Below are 18,304 nucleotides of genomic sequence, written 5' to 3' on the forward strand. Positions count from 1 at the left end.
CATGCCGTTCGGCGATACGTTCCACACGCCCTGGTGGCTGCGCGGCGGCCACGCGCAGACCATCCTGCCGGCCCGCTTTACCCGCTACCGCCGCATCGGCTTCCGGCGCGAACGCTGGAACACGCCCGACGGCGACTTCATCGACCTTGACTGGACCACCCACCCCGCCGCGCCGGACGCACCGCTGGTGGTGATGTTCCACGGCCTGGAGGGCGATTCCAACAGCCACTACGCCCAGACGCTGATGACCGCGCTGCGCGAGCGCGGCTGGCAGGGCGTGATCCCGCACTTCCGCGGCTGCTCCGGCGAGCTGAACCAGGCGCCGCGCTTCTACCATTCGGGCGATTCGGCCGAGATCCGCTGGGTGCTGCACCGGCTGCGGGACCAGTTGCGCGGCCAACCGCGCAGCGGGCCCGACCGGCCGATGCTGGCCGTCGGCATCTCGCTGGGCGGCAACGCGCTGCTGCGCTTTCTGGGCGAGGACGGCCGCGATGCCGGCTTCCTGCGCGCGGCGGCGGCCATCTCGGCCCCGCTGGACCTCGCGGCGGGCGGCGCGGCGCTGTCCAGCGGCTTCAACATGCTCTACACGCGGATGTTTCTGCAGACGCTCAAGCGCAAGTCGCTGGCCAAACTGGACCAGTTCCCGGGCCTGTTCGACCGCGACGCGATGCTGCGCAGCCGCGACCTGTACGCGTTCGACAACATCGTCACCGCGCCGCTGCACGGCTTCAAGGACACCGACGACTACTGGGCGCGCGCGGCCAGCAAGCCGATCCTGGGCGAGATCCGCATTCCGACGCTGGTGCTGAACGCCCGCAACGACCCGTTCCTGCCGGGCCGGCACCTGCCCGGGCCGGCCGACGTCAGCGCCGACGTGCTGCTGGAGCAGCCCGAACACGGCGGCCACGTGGGCTTCATGACGCCGCGTGGCGGCCTGCTGGGCCAGTTGCCGCTGCTGCCGCTGGCCGGGCACATCGACTGGCTGCCGGGGCGCATCCTGGGCTTCTTCGACAGCGTCGGCATACAGGGGGAGACATCATGGACGAGGTAGTCAAGCAGGCCATGGCCCGCTGGCCCAACGTGCCGAACTGCTTCGGCTGGCTGGCGCTGGACCGGCGCGGCCAATGGCGCATGCGCAACGAGTTCGCGCAGCAGCACGGGCTGTCGGGCGACCCGATCCGCCACGCGGCGCTGATCGGCTTCATCGAGCGCAACTACACGCGCGACGCCCACGGCGCGTGGTACTTCCAGAACGGACCGCAGCGCGTGTTCGTGTCGCTGGCCTACACGCCGTGGGTGGCGCGGCTGCACAACGGCGCGCTGGCCACATCGACGGGACAGGCGTTCACGCCGTCGTCATGCTACGTCGACGAGCACGGCAACGTGGTGCTGGGCGGCACCGTGGACGGCGTGCCGGGCGAACAGGCCGCCGTGCTGCACGACCACGACCTCGACGCCTTCAGCACCACCAGCGACTGGCACGGCGAAGCCTGCGGCGCCACGCTGGGCGTCTTCCACCACGACGGCCGCGACATCGACATCGAACCCATCGTCGAGGCCGAGGTACCGAAGCGGTTCGGGTTCGTCAGGGAGCCGGTGGCGGGGTAGGTTGGTGAGCCGGGGGTGAATTGTAGGTTTGCTCCCCTCTCCCGCACGCGGGAGAGGGGTTGGGGGAGAGGGCGTTGAGGTTCAAATTGCGACGGATTGCAGCTTGCACCGCCGGCCCTCACCCCCAGCCCCTCTCCCGCAAGCGGGAGAGGGGAGCAAAACATCAAAGGGAGAGGGAAGCAACCATCGCCGCCACCGCCGGCTAGTTCGGCATCCCCTTGCTGTCCTGGCGGTCTTCCTTGTACTGCAGTTGCAGCTGGTGCAGCCGCGCGTCGACCTCGGACAGCGTGTAGAAGTCGCCGTCGCCGGCCTTGCGGGCGATCTGGAGCTGTTCGATGGCGGCCTGGTACGAGCCGTCCATCGCGTATTTTTCGGCCAGTGCCTGATGCTGCTGCAGGCGCTTGCCCTGGGCGGCATAGGCGCGCGCCAGCATCTCCCACCATTCCGAACGGCCCGATTCCTCGCGCGTGCGCGAGCGCAGGAACGTCACGGCGTCGTCGAGCCGGTTGGCGGCCAGCAGCGTGTCCGCGTAGGTCACGGCGGCCGCGTGCGACAGCGGGAACGCCCTGAGCGTGGCCGATGCCTGCGTCAGCGCGTCCTGCGAGCGGCCCTCGCCGCGCGCCAGTTCCACCGCCATCACGTCCAGCATCGGCGTGCCCGACGTGGCGCCGGGAATCGTGCCGTAGAGGCGGCGGGCCTCGGCCAGCGCCTTGTCGGCGTCCGCAAAGCGGCCCAGCTTCTGGCTGGCGAACGCGATGCCGTAGTACACCGCCGGCAGCCGCATGGCCGGCGCGCCGGGCACCTGGGCGCGGAAGTTGGCCAGCAGGTTGCGCAGGTCGTTGGGCGTGGGCGATTGCAGCACCGCCGCCCGCACGCGGGCAAATTCGTAGTCGGGCGTGTTGCCGACCTTGCGCGCCGACACATGGCGCACGCGGTCCTGCATGTCGGCGATCCGCTCGGACGTCAGCGGGTGGGTGCGCACGTAGGCCGGCACCGAGTTGTCCGAGATCCCCATCACGCGCTGCAGCCGCTGGAAGAAATCGGGCATGCCCTGCGGGTCGAAGCCGGCCGCCGTCATGATCTGGAAGCCCACGCGGTCCGCCTCGCGCTCGGCGCCGCGCGAGAACGACAACTGGTTGGCAACGGCCGCGCCCTGCCCGCCCAGCGCCAGCGCCGCCGCGGCGTCGCCGCTCTTGGTGGCGGCCAGGCCCGCCAGCACCATCGACGCCAGCGCAATCCACATCGACTGGTCCTGGCTCGTGATGCCGCGCGCGATGTGCCGCTGCATCACGTGGCCGATTTCGTGGCCCAGCACCGAGGCGAGTTCCGACTCGGTATCGGACTGCACCAGCAGCCCCGTGTGCACGCCGATATAGCCGCCCGGCATGGCGAACGCGTTGATCGACCGGTCGCGCACGCCGAACATCTCGAAACCCGTGGCGAAGGTGCCCGAACCGTTCGACCCGGCCACGTTCAGCCGCCGCGCGGCCTGCACCAGCCGGTAGCCAAGCGCGTTCAGGTAGTCGTTGAGCAGGGGGTCGGACACGTAGTCGGGGTCGCGCCGGATGCTGCGCATGATGCGGTCGCCGAGCCGCTTTTCCATGTCCGGCGACAGCGACGCCGTGGACGGATCGCCCAGGTCCGGCAACTGCAGCCCGGCGCTCTCCACCACGGTATTGCCGCTGCGCAGGCCGAATTCTGATTTCTGGCCGGCCCGGACGCTGCGGTTGAGGTTGTCGTAGACCTGGTCGCTGACGCCGCCATCGACCTGGCCATTCAGCGCGTTGTTCAGCTTGGGCGTCGGCAGCGGCGCGCCACCCTGCGCCGGCGACACCCCGGCGGCAGCCAGCCGCGCATTGGCGGCCGCCGCCGCGCCGGGCCGGGCCGGCTGCGGCGCCGACGCCGCGCCCTGCGGCCAGGCCGGCGCCGACATCGTCAGCACGAGCGCAGCCGCCAGCGCGCGCGTCGGATGTGACGCACGCATGGCTGGCACGGCGGGAGAGACGGCGCGGGCGCTCGACCGGTCGGGCAGGCGGCGAGGCCATGAAATCTTTGGCATGTTGCTATGATAGCGGCCTCCGGGTGGCGTTCCCATCGGGCAAGTCCCGGCGTGGCCCACGGCACCCGGCCGGCGTTTTCGGCCCCTTTTTCGGCCCCCGTTTCCGATCCGATTCCGGCCCCCTTTTCCGATCCGATCTCGGCCCCCTTTTCCCTGCTTGCGTCCTACGCGCCTCGCCCATGAGTCAGCTTACCCATTTCGACAACGCCGGCCAGGCCCACATGGTCGACGTCGGCAACAAGGCCAACACCCACCGCGTGGCTGTGGCCACCGGCACCATCACGATGCTGCCGGACACCTTCGCGCTGGTCCGCGACGGCACGGCCAAGAAGGGCGACGTCCTGGGCATCGCCCGCGTGGCCGCCATCATGGCCACCAAGCGCACCGCCGACCTGATCCCGCTCTGCCACCCCATCGGCCTGACCCGCGTGGCCGTCGACTTCGCGCTGGACGCACCCAGCGCCACCATCGCCTGCATCGTCCGCACCGAAACCCACGGCCAGACCGGCGTGGAAATGGAAGCGCTGACGGGCGTACAGGTGGCCCTGCTGACGATCTACGACATGTGCAAGGCGGTGGATCGGGGGATGGTCATCGGCAACGTGAAGCTGCTGGAGAAGCATGGGGGGAAGTCGGGGGATTGGGTGGCGGCATAGCATTTCCACCAGATTCCTGGCGTCCATCGCGCCAGACATCCGTCCCACCCCACCCCCCGACACAACCTCGCAACAGCAGAAATTTCCCCAAGGTTTTTCGGCCGTTTCTGCATGCAAATTCGGACCATTCGGTATCCGCACCGTCTGCCAGACTTCTAAGCTCTGGCCTGTCGTTCACTCTGCGAGATCCGATATGCCGAATGCCCTCGTTATCGATCCCCACGCCGCCATCCGCGAGGCCGTCCATGGCGCGCTGACGGCGCAGGCCGGGTTCCGGGAAGTCCGCCTGGCCCCTGGCGGGTCCACTGCCCTGCTGGCGCTGCGCGAGCGTGCCGCCGACCTTGTGGTCACGGACCTCCAGCTCGACGATGTGCCCGGCGACGCCGTGCTGGAGGAAGTGGTATCGAGCTGGCCGGAAACACGCGTGCTGGTGGTTTCCGCGCAGCGGCGGGCGGCCGAGCGGGCGCTGCTGGCCGGCGCGCATGGCTTCATCGACAAGAACAACGGGCTGGACGGGCTGGTCGATGCGGTGCGGGCGCTGATGGGCGGGTACGCCGCCTTTCCGCTGAAGGCGCTGCCCACGTTCCGGCGCGCGGCCACGAATCCGGCCGATCCGCGCACGCTGCTGAGCCGGCGCGAGCTGACGGTGCTGCGGTTCCTGGCGGCCGGGCACTCGAACAAGTCAGTGTCGATGGTGCTGAACATCAGCAACAAGACCGTCAGTTCGCACAAGGCCAGCATCATGGCCAAGCTGGGGCTCAGTTCGCTGATCGACCTGGCCGAGTTTGCGCGGATCCACCGGCTGGCGCCGCCCGAGGTAGTGCCGCCGCCGCTGCCGCGCGTGCGGGGCCACGGCGGGCTGGCGCCCTAGCGGCAACAGGCCGGGGCGGGTGTGACGGCCTGCCGCCGGCCTTATCCGGCATAATCCAGCCACATCCGAGCCGCACCGGGCGCGGCACGGAACTGACTGGGCATTGCAAATGAAGGCGCCGCAGACGGAAACGTCAGACAACCCCCAAGACCCATCCCGGCAGGCCGACTGCCCGCTGCACTGGTTCGACGCCGACCGGGGCGCGTTCGAAGACCTTGAGCGGCGCATTGCCGACCATCCGGCCGAATTCTTCGCCAGCGCGGACTTCGATCCCGTGGGCGCCTGCGCCACGCGCGAGGCGCGGTTCGCGTCGGTGGACCTGCCCGAGAACCCCACCGCGCCGCAGGCGCATGCCGACCACCTGCTTCACGATGTCTTCCGCCACGTCATGCCCGTGGCGGCGCCGACGTTTGTCGGCCATATGACGTCGTCGCTGCCGTCGTTCATGCCGTCGCTGGCCAAGATCGTGGCGGCGCTGAACCAGAACGTGGTGAAGCTGGAGACGTCGGGCGCGCTCACGGGGCTGGAGCGGCAGGTTATCGGCATGATGCACAAGCTCGTCTTCGGGCAGGACGCCGGCTTTTACGGCCGATGGCTGCACGACCCCGAGCACTCGCTGGGCGCGTTCGGCGCGGGCGGCACCACGGCCAACCTGGCCGCGCTGTGGGCCAGCCGCAACCAGGTGCTGCGCGCGCGGGACGGTTTTGCCGGCATCCATCGCGCGGGGCTGGCGGCGGCGCTGCGCCACTATGGTTATGACGGGCTGGCGATCGTGGTATCGGAACGCGGCCATTATTCGCTGCGCAAGGCGGCCGACGTGCTCGGCATCGGCCGCGACAACCTTGTGCCGGTGGCGGTGGACGCCGACGGGCGCATGCGCGTCGATGCGCTGCGCGCCACGCTGCGCGACCTTCAGCAGCGCAATATCCAGCCGATGACCATCGTCGGCATCGCCGGGACGACCGAGACCGGCGCGGTGGACCCGCTCGACGCCCTCGCCGATGTCGCGCAGGAGGCCGGCTGCCATTTCCACGTCGATGCCGCCTGGGGGGGCGCCACGCTGCTGTCGGCGCGCGAGCGCTGGCGGTTTGCCGGCATCGAGCGTGCCGATTCGGTCGTCATCGACGCGCACAAGCAGTTCTACGTGCCGATGGGCGCCGGCATGGTGCTGTTCCGCGACCCGGCGTGGACGCAGGAAATCGTGCAGCACGCCAACTACATCGTGCGGAAGGGTTCGGTTGACCTTGGGCGCCATACGCTCGAAGGGTCGCGCGGCGCGGCGGCGGTGATGCTCTATGCGAACCTGCACTTGCTCGGGCGCAAGGGGCTGGCCCGGCTGATCGACACCGGCATCGACAATGCCCGGTTCTTCGCAGACCTGATCGACCGGCAGCCGGACTTCGAGCTCGACAGCCGGCCGCAGCTCTGCATCCTGACCTACCGCTACGTGCCCGCGCCGGTGCGCGCCGCGCTGGCATCGGCAGCCACGCCGGCGGCGCAGCGCGAGCGCATCCAGGCGGCGCTGGACGCGTTGACCATCAGCATCCAGGAAATGCAGCGCGATGCGGGCCGGTCGTTCGTGTCGCGGACGCAGCTCACGTCGTCGCAGTGGGACGGGCGGGCCATCGCGGTGTTCCGCGTGGTGCTGGCCAACCCGGACACCACGCACGCGATCCTGCAGGACATCCTGGACGAGCAACGCGCGCTGGCCGCGCGCAGCCCGATGCTGGCGCCGCTGATGGCCCTGCTCTGAGGACCGTTGCCCAGGGCCGCCCCGCCGTTGCGGCGGGGCCTGGCCCGGCCGAAGCCGGCGCAACAAAGCAAAACGCCGCAGACCCGTGAAGGACTGCGGCGTTTTCATATAGATGGTGGCGAATCAGGGACTCGAACCCCGGACCTGCGGATTATGATTCCGTCGCTCTAACCGACTGAGCTAATTCGCCAACGAAGACCGCAATTATACCTACGCTTTCCGGGCTGTCAACACCTTTGTGACAGCTTTCTGCAAGCTTCGGCGGTTGCCCAAAAAAATGGCAGACCATGGGGTCTGCCAGGAAGGAGCGGCTGGCCGGTAGGCCAGCCATCCTGAGCGCGGTTACCGGCGGCCAGCCGCCGGCGCATGCGTTGCCACGGCCGTTCAGTCGTTGGCGTAGATGTCGATGTCCTTGGTCTCGCGGATGAACAGCGCACCCAGCACGAAGGTCATCGCGGCGATCACGATCGGGTACCACAGGCCGTAGTAGATGTTGCCGTTCTGGGCCACCAGCGCGAACGAGATGGTTGGCAGCAGGCCGCCGAACCAGCCGTTGCCGATGTGGTACGGCAGGGACATCGACGAGTAGCGGATGCGGGTCGGGAACATCTCGACCAGCATGGCCGCGATCGGGCCGTAGACCATCGTCACGTAGATCACCAGGATGACCAGGATCACCAGCACCATGATCGTGTTCATCTGGGCCGGGTCGGCCTTGGTCGGGTAGCCGTGCGATGTCATCTCGGCACCCACTGCCTTCTTGAAGTCGGCAATCTGCTTCTTGCTGGCGTCGTCGAAGGCGCCCTTGGCCACGTTGGCGTCGAAGGCCTTGATCTCCTTGTCGCCGATCTTGACCGAGGCCACCGTGCCGGCCGGCGCGTTCACCACCTCGTAGCTGGCCGATGCCTGGGCCAGCGTGCGCTTGACGATGTCGCACGAGCTGCGGAAGTCGATCTCGCGGGCAATCGGGCTGCCCTGGAACGAGCAGGTGGCCGGGTCGGCCGTGACCACGATCTGGGCCGACTGCTGGGCACGTTCGAGCGCCGGGTTGGCGTAGTGCGTCAGCGCCTTGAACAGCGGGAAGTAGGTCAGCACGGCCAGCGCGCAGCCCACCATGATGATCCACTTGCGGCCGATCTTGTCCGACAGCGAGCCGAAGAAGATGAAGAACGGCGTGCCGATCACCAGCGCGCCGGCGATCAGCAGGTTGGCCGTCTTGGCGTCCACCTTCAGCACCTGCGTGAGGAAGAACAGCGAGTAGAACTGGCCCGTGTACCAGACCACGGCCTGGCCGGCGGTCAGGCCCACCAGCGCCAGGATCACGATCTTCAGGTTGCGCCACTGGCCGAATGCCTCGGTCAGCGGCGCCTTCGACGTCTTGCCCTCGGCCTTCATCTTCTGGAACGCCGGCGACTCGCTCATCGACAGGCGGATGTACACCGACATGGCCAGCAGCAGGATCGACAGCAGGAACGGAATGCGCCAGCCCCACACGTCGAAGTTCGGGCCCGTGGCCTCGCGCACCAGCAGGATCACGATCAGCGACAGGAACAGGCCCATCGTGGCCGTGGTCTGGATCCACGCCGTGTAGGCGCCGCGCTTGCCGTGCGGCGCGTGCTCGGCCACGTAGGTGGCCGCGCCGCCGTACTCGCCGCCCAGCGCCAGGCCCTGCAGCATGCGCAGCAGGATCAGGATGATCGGCGCGGCCCAGCCGATGGTGGCGTAGCCGGGCAGCAGGCCGACGATGAACGTCGACAGGCCCATGATCAGGATGGTGACCAGGAACGTGTACTTGCGCCCGATCATGTCACCGAGCCGGCCAAACACCAGCGCGCCGAACGGCCGCACGATGAAGCCCGCGGCGAACGCCAGCAGCGCGAAGATGAATGCCGAGGTCGGGTCCAGCCCCGCGAAGAACTGCTTGGCGATGACCGCCGCCAGCGAACCGTACAGGTAAAAGTCGTACCACTCGAACACCGTGCCGAGGGAAGAGGCCAGGATCACCTTCTTCTCTTCCTTCGTCATCGGCGCATTGTGGGCGGCCGGTACCGACCCCACGTTTTGCGCGTTTGCCATTTGTTGTCTCCTCCGTTTCCGTTCTTCCGTCGAAAATCTTCAAGGGTCCCTGTCCCCGGGGCCGCCGTGTGCACGGACCGGCCCATTACGGCAAGGTTGCAACGATTGTGGGAGGCGAAACTTACTGCGTTCTGACAGATCCACGCCGGCGCGGCCGGTTTCGGTCGGGGTATACGCTAGCCGGCGCAGGGCACGGGACGGCACCTGCCATGGTGCGCCGCAGCGCGCCCGGCCGGGATGGCGCATGGCGCAAGGGTTGCGCGGTTGTTGCGTCGCAGCAATTAGACGCGGCCGGCGGCGGCCGAGAGGAAACCCTTAGATGGTGCCCGGACCGGGCGGATGCGCGGGCCTGTCAGGTTCGGCGGCAGGCTGGGCGCCTGCACCGGCCAGCGCCTGTTCGGCCGCGTGGGCCTCGTCGTCGGCGCGGTTCATGCGCCAGGCATAGAGCGCGGCGATTGCGACATAGAGGATCAGCGAGCCCTGCGCGGCCATCCAGAACGAGAACGGCCAGCCCAGGAAATCGAACCGCAACTCGCGGGCGAACCAGCTTACGCCGAACGTCGCCAGGAACCACACGGCCAGCAGCCCGCCGATCCAGCGCACGTTGTGATACCAGGCGCGCCGCTCCTGCGGCGTCATGCGGTCACGCGGGGCGTGCTTCATGCGTCACCTTCCGCGGGCGTGCGGCGCAGCGTGATGCGAAAGCGCGCGCCGGCCATGCGCGGCGACGTCTGGTAGACGTTGTCGTCGATCGACACCTCGCCGCCATGCTGCTGCACGATCTCGCGCACGATGGCCAGCCCCAGCCCGCTGCCTTCCGTATTGGTGCCCAGCACGCGATAGAAGCGCTCCATCACCCGCTCGCGGTCGGCCGGCGCGATGCCGGGGCCGGTGTCCTCGACGTCCAGGTACGCGAACGGCTCGAACGCATCGGTCCCCACCCGCACCGTGGCATGGCCGCCGGCCGGCGTATAGCGGATGGCGTTGTCGACGAGGTTGTTCAGCATCTCGGTCAGCATCAGCCGGTTGCCGGTGATCAGCACGGGATGGTCGTCGGCTTCCAGCCCCAGGTCGATATGCCGCGCCCACGCCTGCGGCAGCCAGTCCTTGACCACGTCGCGCGCCAGCGCGCACAGGTCCAGCGGGACCATGCCGCCCGCGCCGGCCAGGTTCTCCATACGCGCCAGCGACAGCAGCTGCGTCACCAGGTGCGCCGTGCGCTCCGAGCTGCCGGCGATCTGCGCCAGCGAGCGCCGCAACTCCTCCGGCGACTGCTCGCGCTGCGCCAGCTCGGCCTGCATGCGCAGCCCGGCCAGCGGCGTCTTCATCTGGTGCGCGGCGTCGGCAATGAAGCGCTTCTGCGTCTGCACCGACTGGTCGAGCTGCGCCAGCAGCCCGTTGAACGACGCCACCAGCGGCGTGATTTCCTGCGGCGCCGCGCGCTCGTCGATCGGACTCGTATCGCCGGGATTACGCGCGCGGATGCGCTGCTGGATGGCCGTGAGCGGCGCCAGCCCGCGCGTCAGGCCGAACCAGACCAGCACCACGGCCAGCGGCAGGATCACGAACTGCGGCAGGATCACGCCCTTGATGATCTCGTTGGCCAGCCGCGCGCGCTTGTCCAGCGTCTCGGCCACCTGCACCAGCACCGGCTGGTTGCCGCCCACGTTCTTCAGGTCGACGTAGGTGTAGGCCACGCGCACGTCGTTGCCGGCCACGCGGTCGTCGCGCATCGACACCAGCCCGGCATGGCCCTGCTCTTCCTCGGACGGCAGCGGCAGGTCGTGGTCGCCGGCCACGTATTCGCCGCGCCGCCCCACCACCTGGTAATAGATATTGTCGGTCTCGTCGGCGCGCAGGATCTCGCGGGCCGACAGCGGCAGTTGCAACGTCACGCGCCCGTTCACCTCGCGCACCTGCTGGGACAGCACGATGGCGCTGGCCTCCAGCGCGCGGTCGAACGGCCCGTTGGCGATGGATTTGGCCACCAGGTACGTGACCGCGATGCTCATCGGCCACAGGAGCAGCAGCGGCGCCAGCATCCAGTCCAGGATCTCGCCGAACAGCGAGCGCGGGGCGGGATGGGCGGAGGATTCTTCCAGGTGGGGCAGCGCGTCGGCCAGCGCCGTGTCCTCGGCCGCGGCATCTGCCAGCGTGGGCCGCGCGGTGTCGGGACGGGCGGCGCCCGGCGTGGCGGGGCGTCGCCAGGGCAGGCGCAGCAGGCTCATCGGCGGGGCATGGCGTGCGGCACGGCGTCAGCCATGAGTGGCCATGGCCGGCTGGAACTTCTCCAGGCAGTAGCCCAGCCCGCGCACCGTGGCAATGCGGATGCCGCCCACCTCGATCTTCTTGCGCAGCCGGTGCACGTACACCTCGATCGCGTTGTTGCTGACTTCCTCGCCCCATTCGCACAGGTGGTCGACCAGTTGCTCCTTGGACACCAGCCGGCCGCTGCGCGTGAGCAGAATCTCAAGCAGGCCGATCTCGCGGGCGGAAAGGTCCAGCATCTGGTCGTTCAGGAAGGCGATGCGGCCCACCTGGTCGAACGCCAGCGGGCCATGGCGCATCAGCGTGGCGCCGCCGCCCGCGCCGCGCCGCACCAGCGCCCGCACGCGGGCTTCCAGTTCGGACAGCGCGAATGGCTTGGCCATGTAGTCGTCGGCACCCAGGTCCAGCCCCTTGACGCGCTCGTCGACGCCGTCGGCCGCGGTCAGGATCAGCACGGGCAGCATCGCGCCGCGCGCGCGCAGCCGCTTGAGCACTTCCAGCCCGGGCATGCGCGGCAGGCCGAGGTCCAGGATCAACAGGTCGAAGGTCTGCGTGGACAGCGCCGAATCGGCTTCCACGCCGTTGGCGACGTGGTCGACGGCATAGCCCGACTGGCGCAGCGACCGTGTCAGGCCGTCTGCCAGCACGTCGTCATCTTCGGCGATCAGAATCCGCATGGTTGTCTCCACCCTTGTCCAGCTTTTTTCGTGGCCGGCATCGCCATCGCACCGGTTGCGGTACCGGTGGGGCTTGCCAAGCATACTGTTTTTTTATACAGTACCCGTCATTCCGCGCGAGTGGTCCCGCAAGGGGCTTGCGCAGGGGTCGGGCCAGGCGCCGAAGCCTCCGAAATCCATCGGAAAAGGCTTAAAAACGGGGCGCCGCGCCGCATGCGGCCTATTTATACACCAATTGCCATCAATTGAACCGAAGGACGACCATGGACGACAAGAAGGCCGGCGCCGGCGTGAGCGCTGAGAAGCAGAAGGCGCTTGCCGCCGCGCTCTCCCAGATCGAAAAGCAGTTCGGCAAGGGCTCGATCATGCGCCTGGGCGATGGCGACGTGGAACAGGATATCCAGGTGGTGTCCACCGGCTCGCTGGGGCTGGACATCGCGCTGGGCGTCGGCGGCCTGCCGCGCGGCCGCGTGGTCGAGATCTACGGTCCGGAATCGTCGGGCAAGACCACGCTGACGCTGCAGGTGGTGGCCGAGATGCAGAAGCTGGGCGGCACCTGCGCGTTCATCGACGCGGAACACGCGCTGGACGTGCAGTACGCCAGCAAGCTGGGCGTGGACGTGGGCGACCTGCTGATCTCGCAGCCGGACACGGGCGAGCAGGCGCTGGAGATCACCGACGCGCTGGTGCGCTCGGGCTCGATCGACATGATCGTGATCGACTCGGTGGCCGCGCTGGTGCCGAAGGCCGAAATCGAAGGCGAGATGGGCGATTCCCTGCCCGGCCTGCAGGCCCGCCTGATGAGCCAGGCGCTGCGCAAGCTGACCGGCACGATCAAGCGCACCAACTGCCTGGTCATCTTCATCAACCAGATCCGCATGAAGATCGGCGTGATGTTTGGATCACCCGAAACGACGACCGGCGGTAACGCGCTGAAGTTCTACGCGTCGGTGCGCCTGGACATCCGCCGCATCGGCTCGATCAAGAAAGGCGACGAGGTGGTCGGCAACGAGACCAAGGTCAAGGTGGTCAAGAACAAGGTCTCGCCGCCGTTCCGCGAGGCGTTCTTCGACATCCTCTACGGCCAGGGCATCTCGCGCCAGGGCGAGATCATCGACCTCGGCGTGGACGCCAAGATCGTCGAGAAGTCGGGCGCCTGGTACAGCTACAACGGCGAGAAGATCGGCCAGGGCAAGGACAACGCCCGCGAATTCCTGCGCGAGAACCCGGACATCGCCTCGGAAATCGAGAACAAGGTCCGTGCCGCGCTGGGCGTGGCGCTGACCAACCCGGTGCTGGCCGCACCGGCCGAAGTCGACAACTAATCGCCACGCGGATCCGGTAGCCGAAGCCGTCGCAGCCCCTGCGGCGGCTTTGTCGTTTCTGACGGTCGATCGGTCCATCGGTTAATGGGTTAATCGGTCTATCGGTTAATTGGTCCATCGCACCGTACCTGTCGACGCCGGCCCTCGCTGGCCCTTCCCCACCTCCCAGTCCGGCCCATGCCCCGCCCTCCCCTGTCCCTCAAGGCCCGCGCCGTCGGCTATCTGTCGCGACGCGAGCACAGCCGCGTCGAACTGGCGCGCAAGCTGGCGCCGCATGCCGAATCGCCCGTGCAACTGGAGGCGCTGCTCGACGCGCTGGAGCGCGAGAACTGGCTGTCCAACGAACGCTTTGTCGACAGCCTCGTTCATCGCCGGGCCAGCCGCTACGGCGCCGCCCGCGTGATGCAGGAAGCCAAGACCCACCAGCTAGGCAACGACCAGTTGCGCGACCTGCAGGAAAAGCTGCGCGACAGCGAACTGGCGCGCGCGACGGAAGTCTGGCGCAAGCGCTTTGGCACGCCGCCCGATTCGCCCGAGGCGCGGGCCAAGCAGATCCGCTTCATGGTCGCGCGCGGCTTCTCGCGCGCCGTCGTCGGCAAGATCATCCGCGGCGCCGAGGACGAGGCGTAGCCGGCTGCATACCACCGTACGCATAAGGGGTATTGGGCGCGCCGTCAACCCAGTTGTCGTACCACTGATGCAACGCAGCGGCGCGCTGTCCGATTTACCGCCAGCCCTTGTCCGGCGCGGCTTGGCCGCCGATGCCCCTGCAACAATCCCGGGCCGACAAGGCGTTCGGCAGGATGTTCCCGGTCAAAGCATCGCGGCATGTTAAACTCCACGGGTTCTCCGGCCCAGGCGGCCGTCCGGCACGGTCCGGACTGTCGGCAGATCAGCGGGCGCGGAGGGCGCGTCGAGCCTTGCCCCCGAATACCGCCACACATCAGCCTGCCGCCTCAGCCCCGCCGTCATGCCGCTTTCCCCGCCCGTCAACCGCGCCTTGCGTCATCGCCGTGCCATCACGGCCGAGGCCTATTTGCGGGAAGACGGCCTCTGGGACATCGAGGCGCGCCTGACGGACACCAAGCCGCGCGACATCGAGCTGGCCGGCAACCGCATCCGTCCGGAAGGCCAGCCGCTGCACGACCTGTGGCTGCGCGTGACGATCGACCTGCGGCTCAACATCGTCGATGCAGAGGCGTGCTCGGACTGGGTGCCCTATCCGACACACTGCGACACGATCGGCCCGGCCTACCGCCAGTTGATCGGGCTGAACCTGATGCGCGGCTTCCGCAAGGCCGTGCGCGACCGGCTTGGCAGCGTGGCCGGCTGCAGCCATCTGACCGAACTGGCCGGCGTGCTGCCGACCACCGCCATCCAGGCCTTCGCGGGCGACGTGTTCAAGATCCGCGACGGCGCCGACGACCCCAATCCCGAACCGCCGATGCAGCTTCATGGCTGCCACGCCCTGCACTTCGAGGGCGAGGTGGTTCGCCAGTTTTACCCGCGCTGGTATGGTCACCAGCCGAAACCGAGAGCCGGCGCCGCGGCGTCGCCCCCCCAGCCCGCGTCACGCGCCGATGCTCCGGCATCAGGTGGCGAGGACACCCTGGCCCACCGGCCCAACGGTACGTCGGGCTGACCGTCACGGTCGGCCCAGGAACAGGCGAAAGCCCTTCGATTCCACCTTTTTTCCCATCCCTTTACGCCTACCCGAAAGGAAACACGCATGAATATCCATGAGTACCAAGGCAAGGAAATCCTGCGCAAATACAATGTGCCGGTTCCGCGCGGCATCCCGGCTTTCTCGGTCGAAGAGGCCCTGAAGGCGGCTGAACAGCTCGGCGGCCCGGTGTGGGTCGTCAAGGCACAGATCCACGCAGGCGGCCGCGGCAAGGGCGGCGGCGTGAAGGTGGCCAAGAGCATCGAGGACGTCAAGACCTACGCCACGAACATCCTGGGCATGACGCTCGTCACGCACCAGACCGGTCCGGAAGGCAAGAAGGTCAACCGCCTGCTGATCGAGGAAGGCGCCGACATCAAGAAGGAACTGTACGTGTCGCTGGTGGTGGACCGCGTGTCGCAGAAGGTGGCGCTGATGGCGTCGAGCGAAGGCGGCATGGACATCGAGGAAGTCGCTGCCCACACCCCGGAAAAGATCCACACGCTGCTGGTCGACCCGGCCGAGGGCCTGAAGGATTCGGACGCCGATGACATCGCCCGCAAGATCGGCGTGCCCGACGCCAGCATCGCCCAGGCCCGCCAGGCGCTGCAGGGCCTGTACAAGGCGTTCTGGGAAACCGACGCCTCGCTGGCCGAAATCAACCCGCTGATCCTGACCGGCGACGGCAAGGTCATCGCGCTGGACGCCAAGTTCAACTTCGACTCCAACGCCCTGTTCCGCCACCCGGAAATCGTCGCGTACCGTGACCTGGACGAGGAAGACGCCAACGAGATCGAAGCCTCGAAGTTCGACCTGGCCTACATCTCGCTGGACGGCAACATCGGCTGCCTGGTGAACGGCGCCGGCCTGGCCATGGCCACGATGGACACGATCAAGCTGTTCGGCGGCGAGCCGGCCAACTTCCTGGACGTGGGCGGCGGTGCCACCACCGAGAAGGTGACCGAAGCCTTCAAGCTGATGCTGAAGAACCCGAACGTGGAAGCCATCCTGGTGAACATCTTCGGCGGCATCATGCGCTGCGACGTGATCGCCGAAGGCGTGATCTCGGCGTCGAAGGCCGTGCAGCTGGGCGTGCCGCTGGTCGTCCGCATGAAGGGCACGAACGAGGACCTGGGCAAGAAGATGCTGGCCGAATCCGGTCTGCCGATCATTTCGGCCGACACGATGGAAGAAGCTGCCCAGAAGGTCGTGGCCGCTGCCGCCGGCAAGTAAGGACAACTGCGTTGCCGCCAGGCCGACGTGAGCGACGGGCCGGGCGGGACGACTAAAAGGACTAGCAAATGAGCATTCTGATCAACAAGGACACGAAGGTCATCACCCAGGGCATCACCGGCAAGACGGGCCAGTTCCACACCCGTGGCTGCCGCGACTATGCCAACGGCAAGAACGCGTTTGTTGCCGGCGTGAACCCGAAGAAGGCCGGCGAGGACTTCGAAGGCATTCCCATCTACGCCAGCGTCAAGGACGCCAAGGAACAGACCGGCGCCACCGTGTCGGTGATCTACGTGCCGCCCGCCGGCGCCGCTGCCGCGATCTGGGAAGCCGTCGACGCCGACCTGGACCTGGTGGTCTGCATTACCGAAGGCATCCCCGTCCGCGACATGATGGAAGTCAAGGACAAGATGCGTAAGCAGAACAAGAAGACGCTGCTGCTGGGACCGAACTGCCCGGGCCTGATCACGCCGGACGAAATCAAGATCGGCATCATGCCGGGCCACATCCACAAGAAGGGCCGCATCGGCGTGGTGTCGCGCTCGGGCACGCTGACGTACGAAGCCGTGGGCCAGCTGACCGCGCTGGGCCTGGGCCAGTCGTCGGCCGTCGGCATCGGTGGCGACCCGATCAACGGCCTGAAGCACATCGACGTGATGAAGATGTTCAACGACGATCCGGATACGGACGCCGTGGTCATGATCGGCGAGATCGGCGGTCCGGACGAGGCCAACGCGGCCTACTGGATCAAGGAAAACATGAAGAAGCCGGTGGTGGGCTTCATCGCTGGCGTGACCGCGCCTCCGGGCAAGCGCATGGGCCACGCCGGCGCGCTGATCTCGGGCGGTGCCGACACGGCCCAGGCCAAGCTGGAAATCATGGAATCCTGCGGTATCAAGGTGACCAAGAACCCGTCGGAAATGGGCCGCCTGCTGAAGGGCATGCTGTAAGCAGCACCCAGCAGCCATGTGGGGGCCCGCCCGGCGGGCGTCCCGCGTGGCATGCAGTCCTCGCGGCTTCTGGCCGCTGCGCATTGCCCCCGTCTTCACCGGCGGGGGCAATGTCGTTCTGGCGATGCACCGCCTAGGGTATATCCGGAGGGCGGCGGCGCCACGTTGAAACCGAATCGTAAGGTTTCTGCGATAAATCTCATGTCTGGTCGTTCAGACATCCGAAAGTCCGCAGTTGGCAACACGCAGCGGGCCCGGAACATAACTTTGAATTTCGAGGAGTCTTGCCGTGGAATTGTTGTCCAGCAGCACGTTCTGGATTGCGCTGGGGTCGATCATCCTGACGAACATCGTCCTGTCGGGCGATAACGCCGTGGTGATCGCGCTCGCATCGCGCAACCTGCCCCCCGCCCAGCAGAAGAAGGCCATTTTCTGGGGCAGCGCCGCCGCCATCATCATGCGCGTGGTGCTGACCGTGGCCGCCGTGAAGCTGCTGAGCCTGCCGTACCTGAAGATCGTGGGCGCCATCCTGCTGGTCTACATCGGCGTGCAACTGCTGACGGGCGACGACGGCGAGGAAGGGCATGACGCCAAGGACAACATCTGGGCCGCGATCCGCACGATCCTGATTGCCGACCTGGTCATGTCGCTGGACAACGTGGTGGCCGTGGCCGCCGCCGCGCAGAAGGGCCCCGAGGGCAGCCAGCTCATGCTGCTGATCATCGGCCTGGGCCTGTCGATTCCGCTGATCGTCTTCGGCAGCACGCTGCTGTTGAAGGTGATGGAGCGCTTCCCGATCATCATCGTGCTGGGCGCCGCCCTGCTGGGCTACCTGGCCGGCGAGATGCTGATCAGCGATCCGGTGGACGCCGAATGGTTCCAGGTGCACGTGCCGCACGCCCACCTGATCTTCGGCATCGCCGGTGCCGCGCTGGTGGTGCTGGTGGGCAAGCTGCTGCAGAAACGGGGCGCCGCCAAGACGGCCTGAGTCTCGCCGCGCACCGCATCACGCCTGAACGGGCGACCCACGACGGGTCGCCCGTTTTGTTTTTACAACACCCGTGCCGCGGCATGCCCGCCACGGAATCCTGCGGATTTCCAAACAATTCCCACAAGCCTGTGGGAATTGTCCGAGGTCATTGGGCCTCCACCCCCGTTCTTCCGA

The 18,304-nt window shown here is 67.7% G+C and carries 16 protein-coding genes and 1 tRNA gene; 11 read left to right on the plus strand and 6 right to left on the minus strand.

The features are described from left to right. Window position 1: 1 nt before the first annotated feature. Both EHF44_RS02980 and EHF44_RS02985 read left to right on the plus strand, forming a co-directional pair. Window positions 2-1,051 (plus strand): YheT family hydrolase, encoded by a 1,050-nt coding sequence (locus tag EHF44_RS02980; RefSeq protein WP_124682368.1) that lies wholly within the window; start codon window positions 2-4, stop codon window positions 1,049-1,051. Further along, a complete protein-coding gene (locus EHF44_RS02985; RefSeq protein WP_124682369.1) occupies window positions 1,039-1,608 on the plus strand; it encodes a DUF2946 family protein in 570 nt (189 codons plus the stop codon). The genes EHF44_RS02980 and EHF44_RS02985 overlap by 13 nt, the downstream gene beginning before the upstream one ends. 202 nt (window positions 1,609-1,810) lie before the next feature. On the opposite strand, the gene EHF44_RS02990 is transcribed toward EHF44_RS02985, so the two are convergent. Next, window positions 1,811-3,592, minus strand: a complete 1,782-nt coding sequence (locus EHF44_RS02990; protein WP_253699947.1) for a beta-barrel assembly-enhancing protease — start codon at window positions 3,590-3,592, stop codon at window positions 1,811-1,813. Between the two features lie 254 nt (window positions 3,593-3,846). Here EHF44_RS02990 and moaC point away from each other — a divergent pair, with 254 nt between their 5' ends. The 3 genes from moaC (at window position 3,847) to panP (ending at window position 6,947) form a co-directional block, all read left to right on the plus strand. Beyond that, the gene (gene moaC, locus EHF44_RS02995; protein ID WP_124682371.1) at window positions 3,847-4,323 is read left to right on the plus strand and encodes a cyclic pyranopterin monophosphate synthase MoaC; all 477 of its coding nucleotides are present in this window, start codon (window positions 3,847-3,849) and stop codon (window positions 4,321-4,323) included. Window positions 4,324-4,516: 193 nt separating this feature from the next. Beyond that, window positions 4,517-5,194 (plus strand): response regulator transcription factor, encoded by a 678-nt coding sequence (locus tag EHF44_RS03000; RefSeq protein WP_124682372.1) that lies wholly within the window; start codon window positions 4,517-4,519, stop codon window positions 5,192-5,194. 109 nt (window positions 5,195-5,303) lie between these two features. Beyond that, a complete protein-coding gene (gene panP / locus EHF44_RS03005) occupies window positions 5,304-6,947 on the plus strand; it encodes a pyridoxal-dependent aspartate 1-decarboxylase PanP (protein ID WP_124682373.1) in 1,644 nt (547 codons plus the stop codon). Window positions 6,948-7,060: 113 nt separating this feature from the next. On the opposite strand, the gene EHF44_RS03010 is transcribed toward panP, so the two are convergent. The 5 genes from EHF44_RS03010 to EHF44_RS03030 all read right to left on the minus strand — a co-directional run bounded on the left by EHF44_RS03010 (window position 7,061) and on the right by EHF44_RS03030 (window position 11,968). Then, window positions 7,061-7,137, minus strand: a tRNA-Met gene (locus EHF44_RS03010). A 194-nt stretch (window positions 7,138-7,331) separates the two neighbouring features. Beyond that, window positions 7,332-9,023: an MFS transporter gene (locus EHF44_RS03015; protein ID WP_124682374.1), complete on the minus strand. Its 1,692-nt coding sequence runs from the start codon at window positions 9,021-9,023 to the stop codon at window positions 7,332-7,334. Window positions 9,024-9,338: 315 nt separating this feature from the next. After that, the gene (locus tag EHF44_RS03020) at window positions 9,339-9,686 is read right to left on the minus strand and encodes a DUF4212 domain-containing protein (RefSeq protein WP_124682375.1); all 348 of its coding nucleotides are present in this window, start codon (window positions 9,684-9,686) and stop codon (window positions 9,339-9,341) included. Then, on the minus strand, window positions 9,683-11,251 hold the full coding sequence (locus EHF44_RS03025; RefSeq protein WP_124682376.1) for a sensor histidine kinase: 1,569 nt from the start codon (window positions 11,249-11,251) through the stop codon (window positions 9,683-9,685). Before EHF44_RS03025 ends, EHF44_RS03020 begins: the two co-directional genes overlap by 4 nt. A 27-nt stretch (window positions 11,252-11,278) precedes the next feature. Further along, entirely contained in the window at window positions 11,279-11,968 is a 690-nt protein-coding gene (locus tag EHF44_RS03030) for a response regulator (RefSeq protein ID WP_124682377.1), read from the minus strand. Window positions 11,969-12,231: 263 nt separating this feature from the next. On the opposite strand from EHF44_RS03030, the gene recA reads away from it, so the two are divergent. The 6 genes from recA (at window position 12,232) to EHF44_RS03060 (ending at window position 18,127) form a co-directional block, all read left to right on the plus strand. Then, entirely contained in the window at window positions 12,232-13,293 is a 1,062-nt protein-coding gene (recA, locus tag EHF44_RS03035; RefSeq protein WP_124682378.1) for a recombinase RecA, read from the plus strand. 177 nt (window positions 13,294-13,470) lie between these two features. Next, window positions 13,471-13,923: a recombination regulator RecX gene (recX, locus tag EHF44_RS03040; RefSeq protein ID WP_124682379.1), complete on the plus strand. Its 453-nt coding sequence runs from the start codon at window positions 13,471-13,473 to the stop codon at window positions 13,921-13,923. 340 nt (window positions 13,924-14,263) lie between these two features. Continuing rightward, complete coding sequence (locus EHF44_RS03045; protein WP_124682380.1) at window positions 14,264-14,935, plus strand: DUF2889 domain-containing protein; 672 nt, start codon at window positions 14,264-14,266, stop codon at window positions 14,933-14,935. An 87-nt stretch (window positions 14,936-15,022) separates the two neighbouring features. After that, window positions 15,023-16,189: an ADP-forming succinate--CoA ligase subunit beta gene (gene sucC / locus EHF44_RS03050; protein ID WP_124682381.1), complete on the plus strand. Its 1,167-nt coding sequence runs from the start codon at window positions 15,023-15,025 to the stop codon at window positions 16,187-16,189. Between the two features lie 68 nt (window positions 16,190-16,257). Then, window positions 16,258-17,139: a succinate--CoA ligase subunit alpha gene (sucD, locus tag EHF44_RS03055; protein WP_124682382.1), complete on the plus strand. Its 882-nt coding sequence runs from the start codon at window positions 16,258-16,260 to the stop codon at window positions 17,137-17,139. A gap of 289 nt (window positions 17,140-17,428) precedes the next feature. Further along, on the plus strand, window positions 17,429-18,127 hold the full coding sequence (locus EHF44_RS03060; protein WP_124682383.1) for a TerC family protein: 699 nt from the start codon (window positions 17,429-17,431) through the stop codon (window positions 18,125-18,127). The last annotated feature ends 177 nt before the right edge of the window (window positions 18,128-18,304 follow it).

The organism is Cupriavidus pauculus (assembly GCF_003854935.1).
Classification (GTDB): domain Bacteria; phylum Pseudomonadota; class Gammaproteobacteria; order Burkholderiales; family Burkholderiaceae; genus Cupriavidus; species Cupriavidus pauculus_C.